Source organism: Nocardia sp. XZ_19_231, assembly GCF_015355705.1.
Taxonomy (GTDB): Bacteria; Actinomycetota; Actinomycetes; order Mycobacteriales; family Mycobacteriaceae; genus Nocardia; species Nocardia salmonicida.
The window spans coordinates 901,926-920,094 of sequence record NZ_JACUZI010000002.1 but is presented as its reverse complement, the minus strand read 5'-3'; the positions used below and the strand labels follow the sequence as shown (position 1 = coordinate 920,094).

The following is an 18,169-nucleotide window of genomic DNA, read 5'->3' as shown; positions in this document are numbered from 1 at the left end:
CGAGACCGCCGAGGCATACCTGGTCAGGCAGAGACGGGTTCCAGGCGCCAGCCTGTTGCCCGCTCGCGCTCGTTCCAGAACGCGGCGTAACGGCCGTTCAGGGCGAGAAGCTCGGCGTGCGTGCCGCGTTCGGAGATACGGCCCTTGTCCAGGAACAGGATCTGGTCGGCGTGGGCGATCGTCGAGAGACGATGCGCGACGACGAGAACGGTTTTGTCCCTGGTGAGTTGGTGGATGCCACGGACCACGACGGCCTCGCTGTGCGGGTCGAGCGCGCTGGTGGCCTCGTCGAGCAGCACGATCGGGGCGTCCTTGAGCAGGGCGCGCGCGATCGAGACCCGTTGACGCTCACCGCCGGACAGCGAGGTGCCGCCTTCGCCGACGGTGGTGTCGAAGCCGTCCGGAAGACGTTCGACGATCTCGTCGACCCTGGCGGCGACCGCCGCGCGGTGCAGGTCGTCCTCGGTGGCATCGGGCTTGCCGATGCGGATGTTGTCGGCGACCGAGCGATTGAACAGGTAGACGTTCTGGAAGACCAGCGAGAGCTGATCGAGCAGGGTGTCTGAAGGCTGTCGGCGCACATCGTGTTCGCCCACCGAGACCGTGCCGGAGTCGACGTCGTAGAAGCGGGCGGCGAGACGAAGCAGGGTGGTCTTGCCCGAACCACTCGGCCCGACGATGGCGGTGGTGGTGCCGGCGGGGACGGTGAAGGTCAGGTCCGACAGCACCGGTTCGCCGGGGCGGTAGCCGAAGCTCACCTCGTCGAAGACCACCGCGGGCGCACCGGGGGTGACCGGTTCGGTGGCGGCGGGCAGCGGCGATTCGGCGAGCAGGTCGGTGATGCGATCGGCGGCCGCGGCGGCCGAGCGCAGGGCTGTACCCAACTGGGCGGCCTGGTTCACCGGTTCGATGAAGCGCGCGCTCACCGCGATCAGCGCGATCGCCGCGGCGGCCGAGATCGCGCCATCGGTCACCTGGACGACCGCGATATAGGCGAGCACCAGGAATACGGCCTGCACGAACAGCGCGAACACCGTCAGCCCCGGCACGGTCGCGACCATCATCTTCAGCACGGCCGAACGCTGCTGTACCAGCGCAGAATCCAGCTTCTTGTTGCCGGCGCCGACAGCGCCGAACGCGCGCAGTACCGGCTGGGCCTGCGCGAACTCCACCACCCGCGAGTCGGCTTCGGCCGCCGCGGCGTGCAGCCGGGCGTCGGCGCCGGTGTAGGCGCGATTGGCGAGATTGTTTACCAGGTAGAGCACCGGTGCGGCGAGCAACATCGCCACGCCGACGCGCCAGTCGATGAACAGCATCCCGATCGCGACCACCAGCGGCACGATGATGCCGGTGAGCACCTTGGTGAGCAGATAGGCGATCAGGCCCTGCATTTCACGCACCTGCTCGACCATCACCCGCGAGAGCGGGCCCGCGTCGCGATCTTCGAACCAGCCGAGCGGCAACGCGTTGAGCTGATCGCCGAGCCGGGTCTGCAGACCGCGCTGCATGCCGAGGCCGATCCGCAGACCGATCACGGCCTGCAGGTAACCGAAGACGACCACACCGGCCACGGCGGCGGCCATGCCGAGCGCCCACAGCCACGCGCCGCTCAGGTTGTCGTCGAACAGCGCTTCCAATACAGGAACCAGCAGCAGATACGCGATGGCCTGGCACAGCGCCTGCACCACGATCACGGCGAGCAGCCGCGAGATCAGGGGGGCGAACTCGTCGGGGACGAGCCGGAAAACCTTGCGAATCATCGTGTTTCCTCCACCAGGGCGAGCGCGCCGAGGGCAGCTTCGTTGATCTCCCACAGCCGCTGATACAGCCCGCCCGCGGCCCGCAGTTGCTCATGCGTGCCCTGTTCGACGAGAGCTCCGTTGTCCAGCACCAGAATCCGGTCGACACCGGTGATGGTGTGCAGACGGTGCGCGATAACCAGCACCGTGCGCCCGGCGACCAGGGCGGCCAGCGCGTCCTGGACCGCGGCCTCGGACTCGGGGTCGGCGAACGCGGTCGCCTCGTCGAGGACGAGCACCGGGGTGTCGGCCAGCAGTGCGCGGGCGATCGACAGGCGCTGCGATTCACCACCGGAGAGCGTCGCGTCGACGCCGATCTCGGAGTCGTAGCCGCGCGGCAGCGCCAGGATCCGGTCGTGGATCTGAGCGGCCCTTGTCGCGCGCTCGATGGCTTCGTCGTCCGCGTCGGGGCGGGCCAGCAGGAGGTTCTCGCGGATGCTGCCGCGGATCAGGCGCACATCCTGGAAGACGAATCCGACTGTGCGGTAGAGCTCTTCGCTGGTGAACTCGCGAATATCGCGGCCGTCGATGGTGATTCGGCCCGCACCCACGTCATAGAAGCGGGGCAGCAGCTTGGCCAGGGTCGACTTGCCGGAACCGCTCGGACCGACCAGGGCGGTGATGGTGCCCGGGGTCAGTTCGAGGTCGATGCCGCGCAGCACATCATGGCCGGTGCGGTAGGCGAACTCGACGCCTTCGAATCCCACGATGCCGGTCTGGACGCCCGCCGGTGTTTCGGCGATCTCCAATTCCGGGGTCTGCAGCAGTTTGTGCAGTCGCAGGGCCGCGGCGCCACCGGCGCGCAGGGCCTGCGAGCCGTAGCCGAGGCCGAGCAGCGAGCTGCCGATGCCGAGCCCGACCAGCAGGAACGGCAGCAGATCGAGCGGGTCCACCCAGCCGAGGCCGACCCCGGCGAGGCCACCGAGGACGACGACCAGCATGACGAACACGGGCATCACCACGATGTCGGAGGCCGCCTGCACGCGAATGATCGGCGTCTTCATCCGATGCGCCGCCTGGACCTGGCCTTCGACAGCGTCCTGGAACTCCTTGTGCGCTTTACCCGCCTGACCGAACGCCCGCACCACCTGGATGCCGTCGACGAACTCGACCGTCGCGGCGGACAGACGACGCTCCCACCGGGTGTACACGGCGAGGCGGTCGCGGCCGTCGCGGTCCATGATCTTACTGAACAGGATCATGTAGGCGATCAGCGGAATCATCAGCACCAGCGTGAGTCGCCAGTCGACGGTGAACAGGTAGCCGAGGGTGACCAGCGGGACCACCAGCGCGCCGATGAAATCGAGCCGGGCGTGCGCGACCAGGAAGTGCAGAGCGTCGACATCGTCGCGCAGATAGCCCTTGACCTCACCGGAGCTGCGCTCACCGAACCAGCCGAGCGGCACCCGGGTGAGCTTGGCCGCGAGCAGCCTGCGCAGCGTGAGCTGGTAGCCGGCGTCGACCGCGTGCGACCAGCTGAGCGCGACGACCTGGAGTAGGGCCCGCACGACGAGCACGAGCACGGCAGCGCCGAACAGCCACCACACCCGGTCAGTGTCGACCGGGGAGTTCAGCAGTTCGCGGCAGGCCGCGACGATCAGCAGGAACGGGACCACCGAACACACCGAGGCGAGCGCCACGATCAGGCTCGCCACCGTCAGCATCCCCGATACCGGCGCCAGAATCTCCTTGCGCGCCAGCGCTTCCTGCTGCTTCTGCGCTTTCGCTGCCGCCTTGGGCAGCCGGTTCCCCGACTCCGCCCCCGGTGGCGGCGCTACCTGCACCGTCATATCGTTCTCGCCTCTCGACCTGTCCGCGGCAACTCCGCCGAAGGTAGGTTAGCCTAAGTTGAGCGGTCGTGGCCGATCGGGGAAGGTTGCGTGAATTGCCAGTCAACCCTTCGGCACTGCGCCATTTCGCGCGTAATTTCCTCCCCACTTCTTGATTTCGTGTAGCGGTGGGAATTGCCGATTGCCATTCCGATCCTGGAAAGCTGTCGCCCGAACAGGCGCATCGGGCGATGCAAATACACCTGGAATGCAGCGTCGACCTGTGCCGCGTGCGACGGCGTGCGCGCCAAGTCCTCGTCGAAGCGAAACTGATGGTGCTCGATCAGCGGGCCGGCTAGCGATTGGGCGGCGGAATTCCGGGAATGCGTTGGCCATGTTCACTCCCCTGCCACCTTCGGCCGCCTGGTTGCATCGTGATGCGCGCACCGGATTCGAAGTGACCTATTTCCGCGACGATGCGCGCGGACTTCTGGTCGAGGGGTGTGCGACAGCGGTCGAGGACGGGCTCGTCTGGGCGATCGACTATCGGCTGCGGCTCGACGGGGGCTGGCATACCCGGTCGGCACAGATCGTCGGGCGCTATCCCGAGGGTAGGCGGTCGGTGCATGTGCAGTCCGACGGGTTGGGTCGCTGGCAGGTCGACGGCACGCCCGCGCTGGAGCTCGACGGGTGCCTCGATATCGATCTCGAGGCGTCGGCATTCACGAACGCCTTACCGGTGCATCGCCTCGGACTCACGGTCGGTGACGCGGCCGACGCGCCCGCGGTCTATCTCCGGGCCGCCGACCTCACTGCGGCCCGGTTACCGCAGCACTATCGCCGCATCGCCGACGGGGCAGGTCAGCGCTACGACTACAGCGCTCCCGACTTCGACTTCCGGGCCACGCTGGATTACGACGAGTCGGGCCTGGTCGTGGACTATCCGGGAATCGCGACGCGCACCGCCTGAACCCCACGGCACAGCGCGTTCACCGGACAGACCACACTTGTTTCATGCGACGTAGGCAGCAGCCGCCGCTGCCGAAACGGCACGGCCTGGATCCCGCTCGACTCCGGCTCCCGGAGGACGGGCAGTGGGCGACCGTGCGCGATCACCTCGTCGAGCGGTTGCCGCGGGTGGATCCGGCCAGGATCGACGCGATGCTGGTGGCGGGTGAGATCGTGGATCTGGAAGGTCCGCTGGCGCCGGACGCGCCGTTCGTGCCGGGCAGTGCCGTGTGGTTCCACCGCGATCTGCCCATCGAGACCGAGGTGCCGTTCGACATCGGCATCGTGCACCGCGACGACGACATCCTCGTGATCGACAAGCCGCATTTCCTGGCGACGATCCCGCGCGGTCAGCACATCCTGCAGACCGCGCTGGTGCGGTTGCGCAACGACCTCGAACTCCCCGATCTGATTCCCGCGCACCGACTGGACCGGGTCACCGCGGGCCTGCTGCTGTTCGTGGTGAACCCGGCGCGACGCGGGGCCTATCAGACGATGTTCCACCGCAAGACCGTGCGCAAAGAGTACGAGGCCATCGCACCCTACGATCCCGCGCTCGAACTGCCGCGAACCGTGCGCAGCCGGATCATCAAGGAGAAGCAGGTGCTCGCCGCCTATGAAGTGGACGGCGAGCCCAATGCCGAGACCGAGGTGGAGTTGGTCGAGCACCGCGACGGGCTCGGGCGTTACCGTCTTCGCCCCCACACCGGGCGAACCCATCAGCTGCGGATCCATATGAACGGGCTCGGCGTGCCGATTCTCGGCGACGATTTCTATCCGGTGATCACCGATAAATCGGTCGACGATTACACGCGGCCGTTGCAATTGCTGGCGGCGTCGCTCGCATTCACGGATCCGGTGAGCGGTGTGCCACGGCGTTTCGAGACCCAGCGCACGCTGCAGGCGTGGAACGATGCGGCCGGATGGTCCGGATCGGCTGTCGAGTAGCTCACAGCGCGGCGATTCCCGACGATCTTGATGGGCTCACTCCGGGCCGCTCGAGGCCCGAGTCGGCGCGTTGTCCCGCATTCACCGGACCGTTTTACTTTCGTGATATTTCCGTACACTCGGTCGGGTGCCCGTACCCGCCATCGCCGATTCCCGGCCGAAGCTGCATGCCTACATCGACATCGCTGTGGTTGTCGTCGTGCTGGCCGGTACCAATCTGATCGCACACTTCACGACGGCCTGGGCCAACATCGTCACCGTGCCCATCGCGGCGTTGGCGCTGTTGGCGCTGATGCGCAAGCGGGGGCTTGGCTGGTCCGAACTGGGACTGTCACCGCGGCACTGGAAGCGCGGGACGGTGTACGCCCTCGGCGCGGTCGGGATCGTGTTGACCGCGGTCGCGATCGGCGCGCTACTACCGCTCACCAGGCCGTTCTTCCTCGCCGATCGGTACGCGACGATTTCCGGCGCCCTCATCGCGTCGATGATCGTCATCCCGTTGCAGACGGTGATCCCCGAAGAACTCGCGTTCCGCGGCGTACTCCACGGCACCCTCGATCGCGTCCTCGGCGTCCGCGGGCTCTTCGCGGCAGGTTCGCTGATGTTCGGACTCTGGCATATCGCGTCCTCGTTCGGCCTCACCTCCGGCAACAAGGGACTGTCCAGCATCGTCGGTGGCGGCCTGCTCGGCCAACTGGTCGGAATAGCACTGGCCGTCGCTGCCACCGCCGCCGCGGGCGTCGTGTTCACCTGGCTGCGCCGCCGCAGCGGTAGCCTCCTCGCGCCCATCGCCCTGCACTGGTCGCTCAACGGAGCGGGCGCACTCGCCGCCGCCGTCGTCTGGCACACCGCCCTGCGCTGAAGTCGCTCCGAGCGGGCAGTCGAATTCCCACGCTCCCCGCCGCGGTGTTGTGTAAAAGTCGAACGCCGACGGCGCCTGATGGGTCGAGTGTCCAGAGGTCGGCCGCTGAGGCTGTGCCGCGTCATGACGGCGTGGAATACTGGCGAGTTCTGGCATGACGACATGCCAGATGTAGCGGTTTCCACCGAGAGGGCATTTTCGCCATGACACGTACGCACACCGGAAGGGTCGTCGCGGTAACCGGCGGTGCCGCCGGGATCGGGCTGGAGATCGCGCGGCAGTTCGCGGTCGCGGGAGCTCGGGTGTGCCTCGGCGATCTGTCAGGGAACGCGGCGCGCGAGGCCGCGGCCGGGCTGCCAGGAACTGTGCACGGGTGCGAACTCGATGTGACCGATGCGCGGTCGTTTCATGATTTCCTCGCCGTCACCGAGGCGATACTCGGGCCGGTCGATGTGCTCGTCAACAATGCCGGGGTGATGTGGGTCGGGCCGTTCGATGCCGAGCCCGACAGTGCGACGGCGCGGATGCTCGCGGTGAATCTGCACGGGGTGATCCGTGGGGTGCGACTGGCGGCGCCTGCGATGCGGACACGCGGGCGTGGGCACATCGTCACCATCGCGTCACTCGCGTCCAAGGTCTCCCCCGCCGGTGAAGCGACGTACGCCGCGACCAAACACGGGGTCCTCGGTTATCTGACCGGGGTTCGTGAGGAATTACGCGGCAGCGGCGTGCACGTCACGGCGATCATGCCGGGCGTGGTCGACACCGAGTTGTCAGCCGGAACCGGCACGGGCGCAGCACAAATACTCCAGCCGAGTGATGTCGCCGCCGCTGTTCTCGATGCCGTCGAGCGGCCGCGATTCGAGGTGACATTGCCCGCGCATCTCGGACCGCTGGTCGGCCTCGTCGGCGTGCTGCCACAGTGGTTGCGCGACATCGTCTTGCGGCGGACCGTGCCGAATCAGGTTGTGGCGGTGGCCGGATCGTCGAACCGATCCGCCTACGAGAAAAGGCTGCTCCGCAGCGATTCCGATTCCTGAATACCGGCGTGTCGCTACCGGGGATTCGACGGAATCGACTCGTTGTCGTTGACCGGGGCACGGTCGGCGTTTACGCTCTCTGGCAATCACACATATGTTCGATAGTCCATATGTTCGAGTGGCGGAAGGCGCACCATGTCCGACGATCGGTTGAGCGAGAATGCCGCCATCGCGCCGAACACCGAGATCACAGCGCTCGCCCAGCAGGTCGCGACGGCTCGCGACAAGCTCCCCCTGCAACACGACACCGCCCTCTACGACGCGCTCTCCGACGACGAGATCCGCGCCGAACGCGAGTTGGCCGAATGGATTCGGACCCAGCGCCGTAAACAGCGGCGCCGCGCCATCGTCGACGAACTCGCCGCCGACCAGCGCGACCGGCGCACCGGCACCCTCATCCGCCGCACCGACGAAGCCGACGCACGCTGGCATCGCAAGGCATTGGCCGCCCGACGACGCGTCTCGAGCGCCGATGCCCGGCTCGCGCAGCTGTATCGGCGGGCGGAGTGGTCCTCGCGCGCGCTGATCGCCGTTGTCGTCCTCGGGATGGTATGGGCGGGCGTCAACGTGCAGCACAACCTCGTGCCGAGCGGCGACATGAGCGATCCGCTCTACTGGCTCAGCTTCGGCATCGAGGCGATGATCTCGATCCCGATCATCGTCATCATGATCGCCGCCACCACCGCCGCGCGCTGGGGCCGTGAACTCGAACGCGGCAAGGTACTGCTGTTCGAACTCGCTCTCCTCGGCACCACCGTCGCCCTCAACGCGGGCCCCCATCTGGCCTCGGGATCCTTCGGTCGCGCAGCCGAATTCGCCATCGCGCCGGTGATGGTGGGTGTGGTGATCTGGTTGCACGCATGGGTGTCGGCTCGGTACGCGATGTTGATCGAGAGCGCCTCTGTCGAATTGCCCGGGGACGCCGAGTACGCCCATGCCGAACGGATCGCTGCGACCGCGTTTCCGCAGCAGGCGACCTCGCTCGGTGATGACAGGCAAGCGCTCGCGCACACAGTGATGAACGGGGTTGCGCCCGAGCTCCGATCGCCGCTGTCCGACCTCGCCGCTGTCGTCCCGACCGCTCCGCCTGCCGCCGAGGCACAAGACACCCAGTTTTGCGCGATACCCGACCAGGATTCCCTCGCAGCCGAAACGGATCGCGAGACCATCGCGTCGTCCGAGCAGACGATCACCGCGGATCGAGAGGCGGTCGAATCACCTGTCCCGCCGGCCGTCCCGGAGCCAGTGGTCGTTGATACTCCGGCACCGAGCGCTGAACCTGTCGTCGCCGAAGCCGAAACCATCGCGGCAACGGCTGCCGAACGCACCTACCCGCACAGCCTGCGCCGCCCTTCCGCCGACAAGCCGAACGCCCCCGGCACCCTCGAGCTGATCCACAAGGCCGCGGCCGACCACCGCCGCAACGGCGCCGAGCACTCGACCCGGACCAACGGCGCCACCCCCACCTTGCGCCGAATACCGGTCACCACCGTCGCCCATGCCAGCGCGGGCGACGCTACCGGTACCGACCCGGTTCCCGAGGCGACGATGCACGCCGGCACCGTCGCCCGTGACCCTGATGGCGACACCTCGGCACCCACCGATCAGGTAGCGGTGCACAACGATCCACAGCCTTCCGTCGCAGCGCCGGAACAGCTGACCCTCACCGCCGAACCTGCCGAGCAACTGATCTTGCGACCAGAACCCTCGCAGCGTGAACCTTCGGCACCCGCGCAGACCTCCGAGCAGGTAGCGCCCGAGCCCACAGAACCCGCTCCCGTCGTGCCCCCCGAGCCAGTGCTGGTCGACACCGACACGGCCGAGCCAGTCGACGTGCACCTCGACGACGACGAAGACCTCCCCGCCCCAGACGATTTCGACTTCGACGAAGACACCGAGGTCCGCGCCCTGGCCCGCCGCATCGCCCACCGCAGCCCCCTGCGCCTGACCCTCGACCAGATCGAGGAGATCCTCGAGCTCACCGACCAGTCCTGGTCTGCCCGCAGCATCGGCAGCGAAGTCGGCGTCCCGAGCAGCACCGTCACCAATATCGTCGAATTCGCCCACAAGATCCGCCAGCCCTACGCCTTCACCGGCTGACCCAGCCGACACAGCGAAGGCCCGCCCCCGAACATCGGGAGCGGGCCTTTTGCGATGCGACGACAACCGGGTCGTCCAACGACGAAGGCCCGCTTCCCCATCGGGGAAACGGGCCTTCGAAGAAACGATCTCGATGGATCGAGGAGGGACCTTACTTGGCCTTCTCCAGGACCTCGACCAGACGCCAGCGCTTGGTGGCCGACAGCGGACGGGTCTCCATCAGCTGAACGTGGTCGCCGACGTGGGCGATCTCGTTCTCGTCATGCGCCTTCACCTTGGAGGTGGTGCGAATGATCTTGCCGTAGAGCTTGTGCCGGTGACGGTCTTCCAGCTCGACGACGATCGTCTTGTTCATCTTGTCGGAGACAACATAGCCGCTGCGTACCTTGCGGCTGTTGCGCTCTTCGGTGTTCTCGCTCATGCCGCATCTCCCTTGCCAGCGGGTGCCGTGGCCAGGCCGAGCTCGCGCTCACGCATGACCGTGTAGATGCGCGCGATCTCGTGGCGGACGACGCGCAGACGACGGTTGTTGTCGAGCTGACCCGTTGCCATCTGGAAGCGCAGATTGAACAGCTCTTCCTTCGACTCACGCAGGCGGGCGACGAGCTCCTCTTCGTTGAGCTCGCGGAGCTCTGCGGCCGGTGTTTCGGTAGCCATCAGAACTGCTCCTCCCTGGTCACGATCCTGCATTTCATCGGGAGCTTGTGCATCGCGCGGCGCAGGGCCTCACGAGCGGTCTCCTCGTTGGGGTAAGACATCTCGAACATGACCCGACCGGGCTTCACGTTCGCGACCCACCACTCCGGCGAACCCTTACCGGAACCCATGCGGGTTTCGGCCGGCTTCTTCGTGAGCGGACGGTCGGGGTAGATGTTGATCCAGATCTTGCCGCCACGCTTGATGTGGCGGGTCATCGCAATACGTGCCGACTCGATCTGACGGTTGGTGACGTAGGCGGGCTCGAGAGCCTGGATGCCGTACTCACCGAAGGCCACCGCGGTGCCGCCCTTGGCCATGCCAGAGCGACCGGGGTGGTGCTGCTTGCGGTGCTTGACCCTACGGGGCATCAGCATGCGTCAGCCCTCCTTGTTCTCTGCCGGAGCCTCCGCCACTGCAGTGGCGGCGCGACCGACCTCGGTGCTGGTCGCAGTGGTGCCAGTGGCACCGGACCGACGAGGCCGGCTCGGACGCTCGCGACGCTGGCGATCCGGAGCAGCGGCGGCGGCGGTCACTTCACGACGACCACCGACGATGTCGCCCTTGTAGATCCAGACCTTGACGCCGATGCGACCGAAGGTGGTCTTGGCCTCGTAGAGGCCGTAGTCGATGTCCGCACGCAGCGTGTGCAGCGGAACGCGACCTTCACGGTAGAACTCCGAGCGCGACATTTCGGCGCCACCGAGGCGGCCCGAGCACTGCACGCGGATGCCCTTGACGTTCGGCGAACGCATGGCCGACTGAATGGCCTTACGCATCGCACGACGGAACGCCACACGGTTGGACAGCTGCTCGGCAACACCCTGAGCAACCAGCTGCGCATCCGATTCGGGGTTCTTGACCTCGAGGATGTTCAGCTGAACCTGCTTCTTGGTGAGCTTCTCCAGCTCGGAGCGGATGCGGTCGGCTTCCGCTCCACGACGACCGATCACGATGCCGGGACGCGCGGTGAAGATATCCACACGGACGCGATCACGGGTGCGCTCGATTTCGACCTTCGAGATGCCTGCCCGCTCCATGCCTGTGGCGAGGAGCTTGCGGATCTGAACGTCTTCCTTCACGTATTCCGCGTACTGCTTGTCCGCGTACCAACGTGACTTCCAGTCGGTGGTGATACCGAGGCGGAAGCCATGGGGGTTAATTTTCTGTCCCATTTACTTTGCCCCTCCCTTCCGGCGGCTACGAGTGTCAGCGCCGGTGGTGGGCACGCTCTCGACCTCGATGGTGATGTGGCTGGTGCGCTTGCGAATCCGGAACGCACGGCCCTGGGCCCGCGGCTGGAAACGCTTCATGGTGGCGCCCTCGTCGACAAAAGCAGTCGAGATGACCAGGGTGGCCGGGTTGAGGCCGAGGTTGTTCTCGGCGTTCGCCGCGGCCGAAGCCACGACCTTGGCCACGGGCTCGCTGGCAGCCTGCGGTGCGAACCGCAGAATGGCCAGCGCGTCCTCGACTCGCTTGCCGCGGACCAGGTCCACGACGCGACGGGCCTTCATCGGGGTGACCCGAACGTGCTTGGCGGTAGCGCGTGCAGTCGGGTTCTGAACCGTTTCAGTATTGGTTTCAGTCATCGCCGCTTGCTCTTCCGGTCGTCCTTGACGTGGCTCTTGAACGTCCTGGTCGGCGCGAACTCACCGAGCTTGTGGCCGACCATGTTGTCCGAGATGAACACCGGGACGTGCTTGCGACCGTCGTGGACGGCGAAAGTGTGTCCGATGAAATCGGGGATGATGGTCGAGCGACGCGACCAGGTCTTGATGACCTGCTTCGTGCCCTTTTCGTTCTGCACGTCCACCTTCGCGAGGAGGTGGTCGTCGACGAACGGGCCCTTCTTGAGGCTGCGTGGCATTTCTTACCTCCTCCTTAGCGCTTCTTGCCGGTCTTACGACGGCGAACGATGAGCTTGTCGCTCGGGCGGTTGGGCTTGCGGGTACGGCCTTCAGGCTGACCCCACGGGGAGACCGGGTGGCGACCACCGGAGGTCTTACCCTCACCACCACCATGCGGGTGGTCGACCGGGTTCATGACGACACCACGGACGGTGGGACGACGGCCCTTCCAGCGCATACGGCCGGCCTTGCCCCAGTTGATGTTCGACTGCTCGGCGTTACCGACCTCGCCGACGGTGGCGCGGCAGCGCACGTCGACACGGCGGATTTCACCCGAAGGCATACGAAGGGTCGCGTACGGCCCTTCCTTGCCCAGCAGCTGAATGCTCATTCCAGCGGAACGAGCCATCTTGGCGCCGCCGCCCGGACGCAGCTCCACGTTGTGAATCGTGGTACCGGTCGGGATGTTGCGCAGCGGCAGGTTGTTACCCGGCTTGATGTCGGCCGTGGGGCCGGACTCGATCGGGCTGCCCTGCTTGATACCCTTCGGCGCGATGATGTAGCGCTTCTCGCCGTCGGCAAAGTGCAGCAGTGCGATGTTGGCGGTGCGGTTGGGGTCGTACTCGATGTGAGCGACCTTGGCCGGGATGCCGTCCTTGTCCAGTCGACGGAAGTCGATCAGACGGTAGGCACGCTTGTGACCGCCACCGCGGTGACGAGTGGTGATGCGACCGTGCGCGTTACGACCACCGGACTTGGTGAGCGGGCGCAGCAGCGACTTCTCCGGCGTCGACCGGGTGATCTCGGCGAAGTCCGAGACGCTGGAGCCACGACGGCCCGGCGTTGTCGGCTTGTACTTACGGATTGCCATGAGTTCTTCTCGCTTTCTGGAGTCCCAGGCGCTTACGCGACCGGTCCTCCGAAGATCTCGATGGGCTTGCTATCGGCCGAGAGGGTCACGAGTGCGCGCTTGGTGTCCTTGCGCTTTCCGTAACCGAATTTGGTCCGCTTGCGCTTGCCCTGACGGTTGGCGGTATTGACGCTGGTGACCGTGACGCCGAAAACCTTCTCGACGGCGATCTTGATCTGCGTCTTGTTCGAGTCCGGATGCACCAGGAAGGTGTAAGTGCCTTCCTCGATCAGCCCATAGGACTTCTCCGAGATGACCGGTGCGAGCAGAATGTCGCGGGGGTCGGCGATGGTGGTCACTTGCTCTCCTCCTGGGCCGCCTCGGCGGGACCGTGAACGAAAGCGTTCAGGGCCTCGACGCTGAACACCACGTCGTCGCTGTTGAGCACGTCGTAGGTGTTGAGCTGATCCGGGGCGATCGGCAGCACGTTCTGCAGGTTCGCCACGCTCTTCCACGCGGCGACGTCCTCGCGGCCGACGACGACCAGGAACTTCTTGCGGCCCGAGAGCTCGGCCAGGAAGTCCTTGGCAATCTTGGTCGACGGGTTCTGACCCGAGACCAGTTCGGTGATCACGTGGATGCGCTCGTTGCGGGCCCGGTCGGAGAGGGCACCGCGCAGGGCGGCGGCCTTCATCTTCTTGGGAGTCCGCTGGCTGTAGTCACGCGGCTGCGGGCCGTGGACGACGCCACCGCCGGCGAACTGCGGCGCACGAGTCGAGCCCTGACGGGCGCGGCCGGTGCCCTTCTGGCGGTACGGCTTCTTGCCACCACCACGGACCTCGCCACGAGTCTTCGTGGAGTGGGTGCCCTGGCGAGCAGCGGCCAGCTGAGCGATAACGACCTGGTGCATCAGCGCGACGTTGGCGGTCACGTCGAAGATCTCCGAGGGGAGGTCGACGGTGCCTTCGGTCTTGCCGCCTGCAGCCTTAACGGTCAGCGTCAGGTTGGCCTTCTTGTCGAGGCTGGTCATGCGTGCGCACCACCCTTCACGGCGCTCTTGACGATCACGATGTTGCCCTTGCGGCCGGGGATAGCACCCTTGACCAGGAGCAAACCGTTCTCGGCATCGACCTTGTGAACCGAGAGGTTCTGCGTGGTGACGCGGTCGTTACCCATACGACCCGACATGCGCATGCCCTTGAACACGCGGCCGGGAGTGGCACAGCCACCGATGGAACCCGGGCGACGGTGCACAGCCTGCGCACCGTGCGAGGCGCCCTGGCCCTTGAAGCCGTGACGCTTCATGGTGCCGGCGAAGCCCTTGCCCTTGCTGATTCCGGTCACGTCGACGTAGGTGCCCTCTTCGAAGACATCAGCCGAGAGTTCCTGGCCGATCTCGAAGGTGGAGGCATCCGCGACGCGGATCTCGGTGACGTGGCGGCGCGGGGTGACACCGGCCTTGGCGAACTGGCCGGAGACCGGCTTGTTCACCTTGCGCGGGTCGATGGCGCCGAAAGCGATCTGAACGGCCGAATAGCCGTCGCGCTCCACGGTACGAATCTGGGTGACCACGTTCGGGCCCGCCTTGATGACGGTGACCGGGACGACGCGGTTCTTCTCGTCGAAGACCTGGGTCATGCCGAGCTTGGTGCCCAGGATTCCGGCCTGGGGCCGATTCTTGTTGTCAGTCATGTCTCGAGTCCCCGTCACTGAATGTTGACGTCGACGCTGGCCGGCAGGTCGATGCGCATCAGCGCGTCAACCGTCTTCGGCGTCGGGTCGAGGATGTCGATGAGGCGTTTGTGCGTGCGCATCTCGAAGTGTTCGCGCGAGTCCTTGTACTTGTGCGGCGAACGGATGACGCAGTAGATGTTCTTCTCGGTCGGCAACGGCACAGGCCCGACCACACGGGCGCCGGTGCGGGTCACCGTTTCCACGATCTTGCGCGCTGACGCGTCGATCGCCTCGTGGTCATAGGCCTTGAGCCTGATGCGGATCTTTTGTCCCGCCACGCTAAGTGTCCTTTTCTCCGCTTTCCTTCGTGGTCACAGGAGCTTGCTCCCGCACCACCCTCAATTTGCACAGCCCGAACACAGAAAGACGCCTCAGCGTGGTTTCCCACTAAAGACCCGCAACCAGGGCGCACCAAAAGGCACTACCTAGTCCTCGCCGCTGTTCATCTGTCATGGTTCTCCGGTCCACGCGGTCGGGCGTGTCGCCCTAACGCTTATTCTCCGACCCCGGTCGATTACTCAACATGGGTCGGAAGTGCGTGGTCCCGAACGTATCCACACCGGCGAACCGGCGAGATACAAACTACTGCTCCCCTTGCTCAGGTCATCCGCTCCGAAGAGTTGGGGATCCTGCGCAAGGCAACCCGAACAGTATGCACCATGCCGACGACGTCCTTCAAATCGGGGGTCATGAGGTATCGATCACGCCACCAAGGGGGCTACTACCTGGACCGCACCGCCGGCTGGGCTGTACCGAGCAATGGTAGCTGGCTCGTCGCCCCCGCTGGTCATCGGAGGGTTTCCCGCTACCTTACTTCTGAGTAAGATAGCAGCCATGACACAGGAAACCGCGACCTTCCGCGGCTGGAAGAAGCTGCCGGACAACCGCATCGGACACGCACTGTTCTCGCTCGGCATGGTCGCCAGGGTCCCCTACTTCGGCACCGTGCTCCCCCAGGTGGTTCGCCTCGAGCCCGGCGTCTGCGAGGTGACCTCCCCGAAGTGGTTCGGCATCCACAACCACCTCGGCACCTTCCACGCGATCGCGGCCTGCAACCTCGCCGAGGTGGCGATGGGCATGCTCAGCGAGGCCACCGTTCCCACCACCCATCGCTGGATCCCCAAGTCGATGAACGTCCAGTACCTGGCCAAGGCGGAATCGGGCCTGCGCGCGGTGGCGAAACTCGACGTGATCCCCGACTTCTCGGCGATCACCAAGGGCCAGGAACTCACGGTCCCCGTCTCGATCTACGACAAGGACGGCATCGAGGTCGTCCACGCCGACATCACCACCTGGGTTTCACCGCGCTGATCCCGGCGTGGGAACCATTGCATCGGTACGGTTGTGGCTCAGGCCACAAAAGACGGGGAGTCCGATGTTGGAAGTCGCCCATGTGACGCGCCGGTTCGGGGAGAACGTCGCGGTCGACGATGTGTCGTTCGCGGTCCCGCCCGGCGCGCTGACCGGTTTCGTCGGTGGCAACGGGGCGGGCAAGACCACCACGATGCGAATGATCATGGGAGTCTTGGCCGTTCAGTCCGGCGAGATCCGGTGGGCAGGCAGGCCGGTGACCGAGCTGGATCGGCGCTCGTTCGGATATATGCCCGAGGAGCGGGGCCTCTATCCCAAGCAGCCGGTGCTCGACCAGCTCGTGTACCTGGCCCGCTTGCGTGGGCTGCCCGCCGACGAGGCGAAGGCGCGCACCGAAACCCTGTTGGAGCGGTTCGATCTGGGCTCACGCGGCAAGGACAAGCTCGAATCGTTGTCGCTGGGCAATCAGCAGCGCGTCCAGATCGCGGCGGCGGTGATCGCACAGCCCACGGCGCTGATCCTGGACGAACCGTTCTCCGGGCTCGACCCCCTGGCCGTGGATTCGATGGTGGAGTTGCTGCGCGAATACGCCGATCAGGGTGTGCCGGTGCTGTTCTCCTCGCATCAGCTGGATCTGGTGGAGCAGCTGTGCGATCAGCTGGTGGTGCTCGCCTCGGGCCGGGTGGTCGGGCAGGGCTCGGTCGACGAGCTGCGGTCCAGCGGCGGCTCACGGTATCGGCTGGTGCTCGAGGGTGATGCGGGGTGGCTGAGGGGGTACCCGGGGGTTCGCGTGGTCGAGAGTGTCGGGCCGGGTGTGTTGTTCGAGATCGACGGTGGTGGCACCGACGGAGTGCTGAAGGAGGCGCTGTCGCGGGGGTCGGTGCGGGAGTTCACTGAGGCCCGGCCGACAGTCGCCGAAATCTACCGAGAGGTGACAAAGTGAGAGGTCAGAGCACGGAGACCACGCCTCGTACGGCCACGGTGAACCCCGTCAGCATGAGTGGGGTGTGGCGGATCGTTGCCGCGAGGGAGATCGCGGTGAAGCTGCGTGACCGCAACTTCGTCATCTCGACTGTGGTGACGCTGCTGGTGATCGTCGCTTCGCTGGTTCTCACCGGGTTCCTCAGCAGCAGGCCCGACAAGATCGACGTGGCGATCACCGGTTCGGACAGCTCGGTCGTGCTCGAGACGGCGAACACCCTGGCCTCGAACGCGGGGACCGACGCCAGCTTCATCGCGCGACCCGTCGCCGACCGGGCCGCGGTCGAGCAGTTGGTCCGCGAGGACGAGGTCGACGTGGGCCTGGTGCCCGCCGACCCCGACGGATGGCAGCTGATCGGCAAGACCGCCGAGGACGACAACGCCACCACCTACATCACCGCCGCCGCACAGCAGATCGCGTTGCAGCGCAATGCCGCCGCCGCGGGCGTCTCGCTCGACGAGCTGGCCCGCGGTGCGACCGTGACCTACGACCTGCTCGAGAAGGGCTCGATCGACCCCGGCCTGGCCAAGATCGTCTCGTTCGTCTTCGCGTTCCTCTTCTATCTGGCGTCGGTGCTGTTCGGCATGTCCATCGCGCAGAGTGTGGTCGAGGAGAAACAGAACCGCATCGTGGAGATCCTGGCCAGTGCGATGCCGTTGCGGCAGTTGCTGATCGGCAAGGTCGTCGGCAACGCGGCACTGGCGTTCGCGCAGTTGGCTCTGTTCGTCGGGGCGGGGTTGGTCGGGTTGGCGGCGACCGGCAAGGGTGCTCAGCTGGGTCAGATCGCCGGGGCCGCGGGCTGGTTCATCGTCTTCTTCCTCGTCGGCTTCCTCGCCCTGGCGAGCCTCTGGGCCGTCGCGGGCGCGCTCGCCACTCGCAGCGAAGACCTCCAGTCCACCTCGACTCCGCTCGGGCTGCTCATCATGATCGTGCTGTTCGCGGGCATCTTCCTCACCGGCACCGCCCGTGTCATCGGCTCCTATATCCCGATCATGTCCATCGTCGCCATGCCCGCCCGCCTGGCCGACGGCACCGCCGCCTGGTGGGAACCCTTCATCGCCCTGGCCCTGATGGCGATCGCCACCTACGCGATTGTCGTCGTCGCCGAGAAGATCTACCGCCGCTCGCTGATGCAGACCCAATCTCGCCTGACTATGCGTCAGGCCCTGGCCTTGGAGGACTAGGAATCCCGCGAGCCCGGGTTTCCTCCGCGGCCGACCGTG

At 66.1% G+C, this 18,169-nt stretch carries 21 protein-coding genes; 8 read left to right on the top strand and 13 right to left on the bottom strand.

Translation table 11 applies throughout. From position 1 onward, the window contains the following. Window positions 1-23 precede the first annotated feature (23 nt). Window positions 24-1,760, bottom strand: a complete 1,737-nt coding sequence (locus IBJ82_RS11470) for an ABC transporter ATP-binding protein (RefSeq protein ID WP_194825865.1) — start codon at window positions 1,758-1,760, stop codon at window positions 24-26. Beyond that, window positions 1,757-3,589, bottom strand: coding sequence for an ABC transporter ATP-binding protein (locus IBJ82_RS11465; protein ID WP_194825864.1), 1,833 nt, complete (start codon window positions 3,587-3,589; stop codon window positions 1,757-1,759). The genes IBJ82_RS11470 and IBJ82_RS11465 overlap by 4 nt, the downstream gene beginning before the upstream one ends. A 373-nt stretch (window positions 3,590-3,962) precedes the next feature. Here IBJ82_RS11465 and IBJ82_RS11460 point away from each other — a divergent pair, with 373 nt between their 5' ends. The 5 genes from IBJ82_RS11460 to IBJ82_RS11440 all read left to right on the top strand — a co-directional run bounded on the left by IBJ82_RS11460 (window position 3,963) and on the right by IBJ82_RS11440 (window position 9,526). Then, on the top strand, window positions 3,963-4,538 hold the full coding sequence (locus IBJ82_RS11460) for a putative glycolipid-binding domain-containing protein (protein ID WP_194825863.1): 576 nt from the start codon (window positions 3,963-3,965) through the stop codon (window positions 4,536-4,538). 44 nt (window positions 4,539-4,582) lie between these two features. Beyond that, window positions 4,583-5,524, top strand: coding sequence for an RluA family pseudouridine synthase (locus IBJ82_RS11455; RefSeq protein ID WP_194825862.1), 942 nt, complete (start codon window positions 4,583-4,585; stop codon window positions 5,522-5,524). 127 nt (window positions 5,525-5,651) lie between these two features. Further along, window positions 5,652-6,386 (top strand): CPBP family intramembrane glutamic endopeptidase, encoded by a 735-nt coding sequence (locus tag IBJ82_RS11450; RefSeq protein ID WP_194825861.1) that lies wholly within the window; start codon window positions 5,652-5,654, stop codon window positions 6,384-6,386. Between the two features lie 203 nt (window positions 6,387-6,589). Continuing rightward, window positions 6,590-7,426 (top strand): SDR family oxidoreductase, encoded by an 837-nt coding sequence (locus tag IBJ82_RS11445; protein WP_194825860.1) that lies wholly within the window; start codon window positions 6,590-6,592, stop codon window positions 7,424-7,426. A gap of 135 nt (window positions 7,427-7,561) precedes the next feature. Continuing rightward, window positions 7,562-9,526 carry a helix-turn-helix domain-containing protein gene (locus tag IBJ82_RS11440; RefSeq protein ID WP_194825859.1) on the top strand — a complete coding sequence of 655 codons (1,965 nt, stop codon included), beginning with the start codon at window positions 7,562-7,564 and terminating at the stop codon, window positions 9,524-9,526. Between the two features lie 151 nt (window positions 9,527-9,677). Here IBJ82_RS11440 and rpsQ read toward each other — a convergent pair whose 3' ends face one another. From rpsQ to rpsJ, 11 genes are read right to left on the bottom strand one after another with little or no spacing between them, the layout of a single operon-like run. After that, window positions 9,678-9,947 carry a 30S ribosomal protein S17 gene (rpsQ, locus tag IBJ82_RS11435; RefSeq protein ID WP_056818470.1) on the bottom strand — a complete coding sequence of 90 codons (270 nt, stop codon included), beginning with the start codon at window positions 9,945-9,947 and terminating at the stop codon, window positions 9,678-9,680. Further along, entirely contained in the window at window positions 9,944-10,183 is a 240-nt protein-coding gene (gene rpmC, locus IBJ82_RS11430; RefSeq protein WP_056818473.1) for a 50S ribosomal protein L29, read from the bottom strand. The genes rpsQ and rpmC overlap by 4 nt, the downstream gene beginning before the upstream one ends. Then, window positions 10,183-10,599: a 50S ribosomal protein L16 gene (gene rplP / locus IBJ82_RS11425; RefSeq protein WP_056818475.1), complete on the bottom strand. Its 417-nt coding sequence runs from the start codon at window positions 10,597-10,599 to the stop codon at window positions 10,183-10,185. The genes rpmC and rplP overlap by 1 nt, the downstream gene beginning before the upstream one ends. Window positions 10,600-10,602: 3 nt before the next feature. After that, complete coding sequence (gene rpsC / locus IBJ82_RS11420; RefSeq protein ID WP_062982459.1) at window positions 10,603-11,397, bottom strand: 30S ribosomal protein S3; 795 nt, start codon at window positions 11,395-11,397, stop codon at window positions 10,603-10,605. Further along, entirely contained in the window at window positions 11,398-11,811 is a 414-nt protein-coding gene (rplV, locus tag IBJ82_RS11415; RefSeq protein WP_062982460.1) for a 50S ribosomal protein L22, read from the bottom strand. Further along, entirely contained in the window at window positions 11,808-12,089 is a 282-nt protein-coding gene (gene rpsS, locus IBJ82_RS11410) for a 30S ribosomal protein S19 (protein ID WP_056818481.1), read from the bottom strand. Before rpsS ends, rplV begins: the two co-directional genes overlap by 4 nt. A gap of 14 nt (window positions 12,090-12,103) precedes the next feature. Then, on the bottom strand, window positions 12,104-12,940 hold the full coding sequence (gene rplB, locus IBJ82_RS11405) for a 50S ribosomal protein L2 (protein ID WP_056818484.1): 837 nt from the start codon (window positions 12,938-12,940) through the stop codon (window positions 12,104-12,106). A 32-nt stretch (window positions 12,941-12,972) separates the two neighbouring features. After that, window positions 12,973-13,278 carry a 50S ribosomal protein L23 gene (rplW, locus tag IBJ82_RS11400; RefSeq protein WP_194825858.1) on the bottom strand — a complete coding sequence of 102 codons (306 nt, stop codon included), beginning with the start codon at window positions 13,276-13,278 and terminating at the stop codon, window positions 12,973-12,975. Further along, a complete protein-coding gene (rplD, locus tag IBJ82_RS11395; protein WP_194825857.1) occupies window positions 13,275-13,949 on the bottom strand; it encodes a 50S ribosomal protein L4 in 675 nt (224 codons plus the stop codon). The genes rplW and rplD overlap by 4 nt, the downstream gene beginning before the upstream one ends. Next, the gene (rplC, locus tag IBJ82_RS11390) at window positions 13,946-14,611 is read right to left on the bottom strand and encodes a 50S ribosomal protein L3 (protein ID WP_056818490.1); all 666 of its coding nucleotides are present in this window, start codon (window positions 14,609-14,611) and stop codon (window positions 13,946-13,948) included. Before rplC ends, rplD begins: the two co-directional genes overlap by 4 nt. Before the next feature lie 14 nt (window positions 14,612-14,625). Beyond that, window positions 14,626-14,931 (bottom strand): 30S ribosomal protein S10, encoded by a 306-nt coding sequence (gene rpsJ, locus IBJ82_RS11385; protein WP_040804197.1) that lies wholly within the window; start codon window positions 14,929-14,931, stop codon window positions 14,626-14,628. A 556-nt stretch (window positions 14,932-15,487) separates the two neighbouring features. Here rpsJ and IBJ82_RS11380 point away from each other — a divergent pair. From IBJ82_RS11380 to IBJ82_RS11370, 3 genes are all read left to right on the top strand, one after another. After that, a complete protein-coding gene (locus IBJ82_RS11380) occupies window positions 15,488-15,964 on the top strand; it encodes a hotdog fold domain-containing protein (protein WP_194825856.1) in 477 nt (158 codons plus the stop codon). A 64-nt stretch (window positions 15,965-16,028) separates the two neighbouring features. Continuing rightward, entirely contained in the window at window positions 16,029-16,907 is an 879-nt protein-coding gene (locus IBJ82_RS11375; protein ID WP_194825855.1) for an ABC transporter ATP-binding protein, read from the top strand. Then, complete coding sequence (locus IBJ82_RS11370; protein WP_370585271.1) at window positions 16,904-18,130, top strand: ABC transporter permease; 1,227 nt, start codon at window positions 16,904-16,906, stop codon at window positions 18,128-18,130. Before IBJ82_RS11375 ends, IBJ82_RS11370 begins: the two co-directional genes overlap by 4 nt. The last annotated feature ends 39 nt before the right edge of the window (window positions 18,131-18,169 follow it).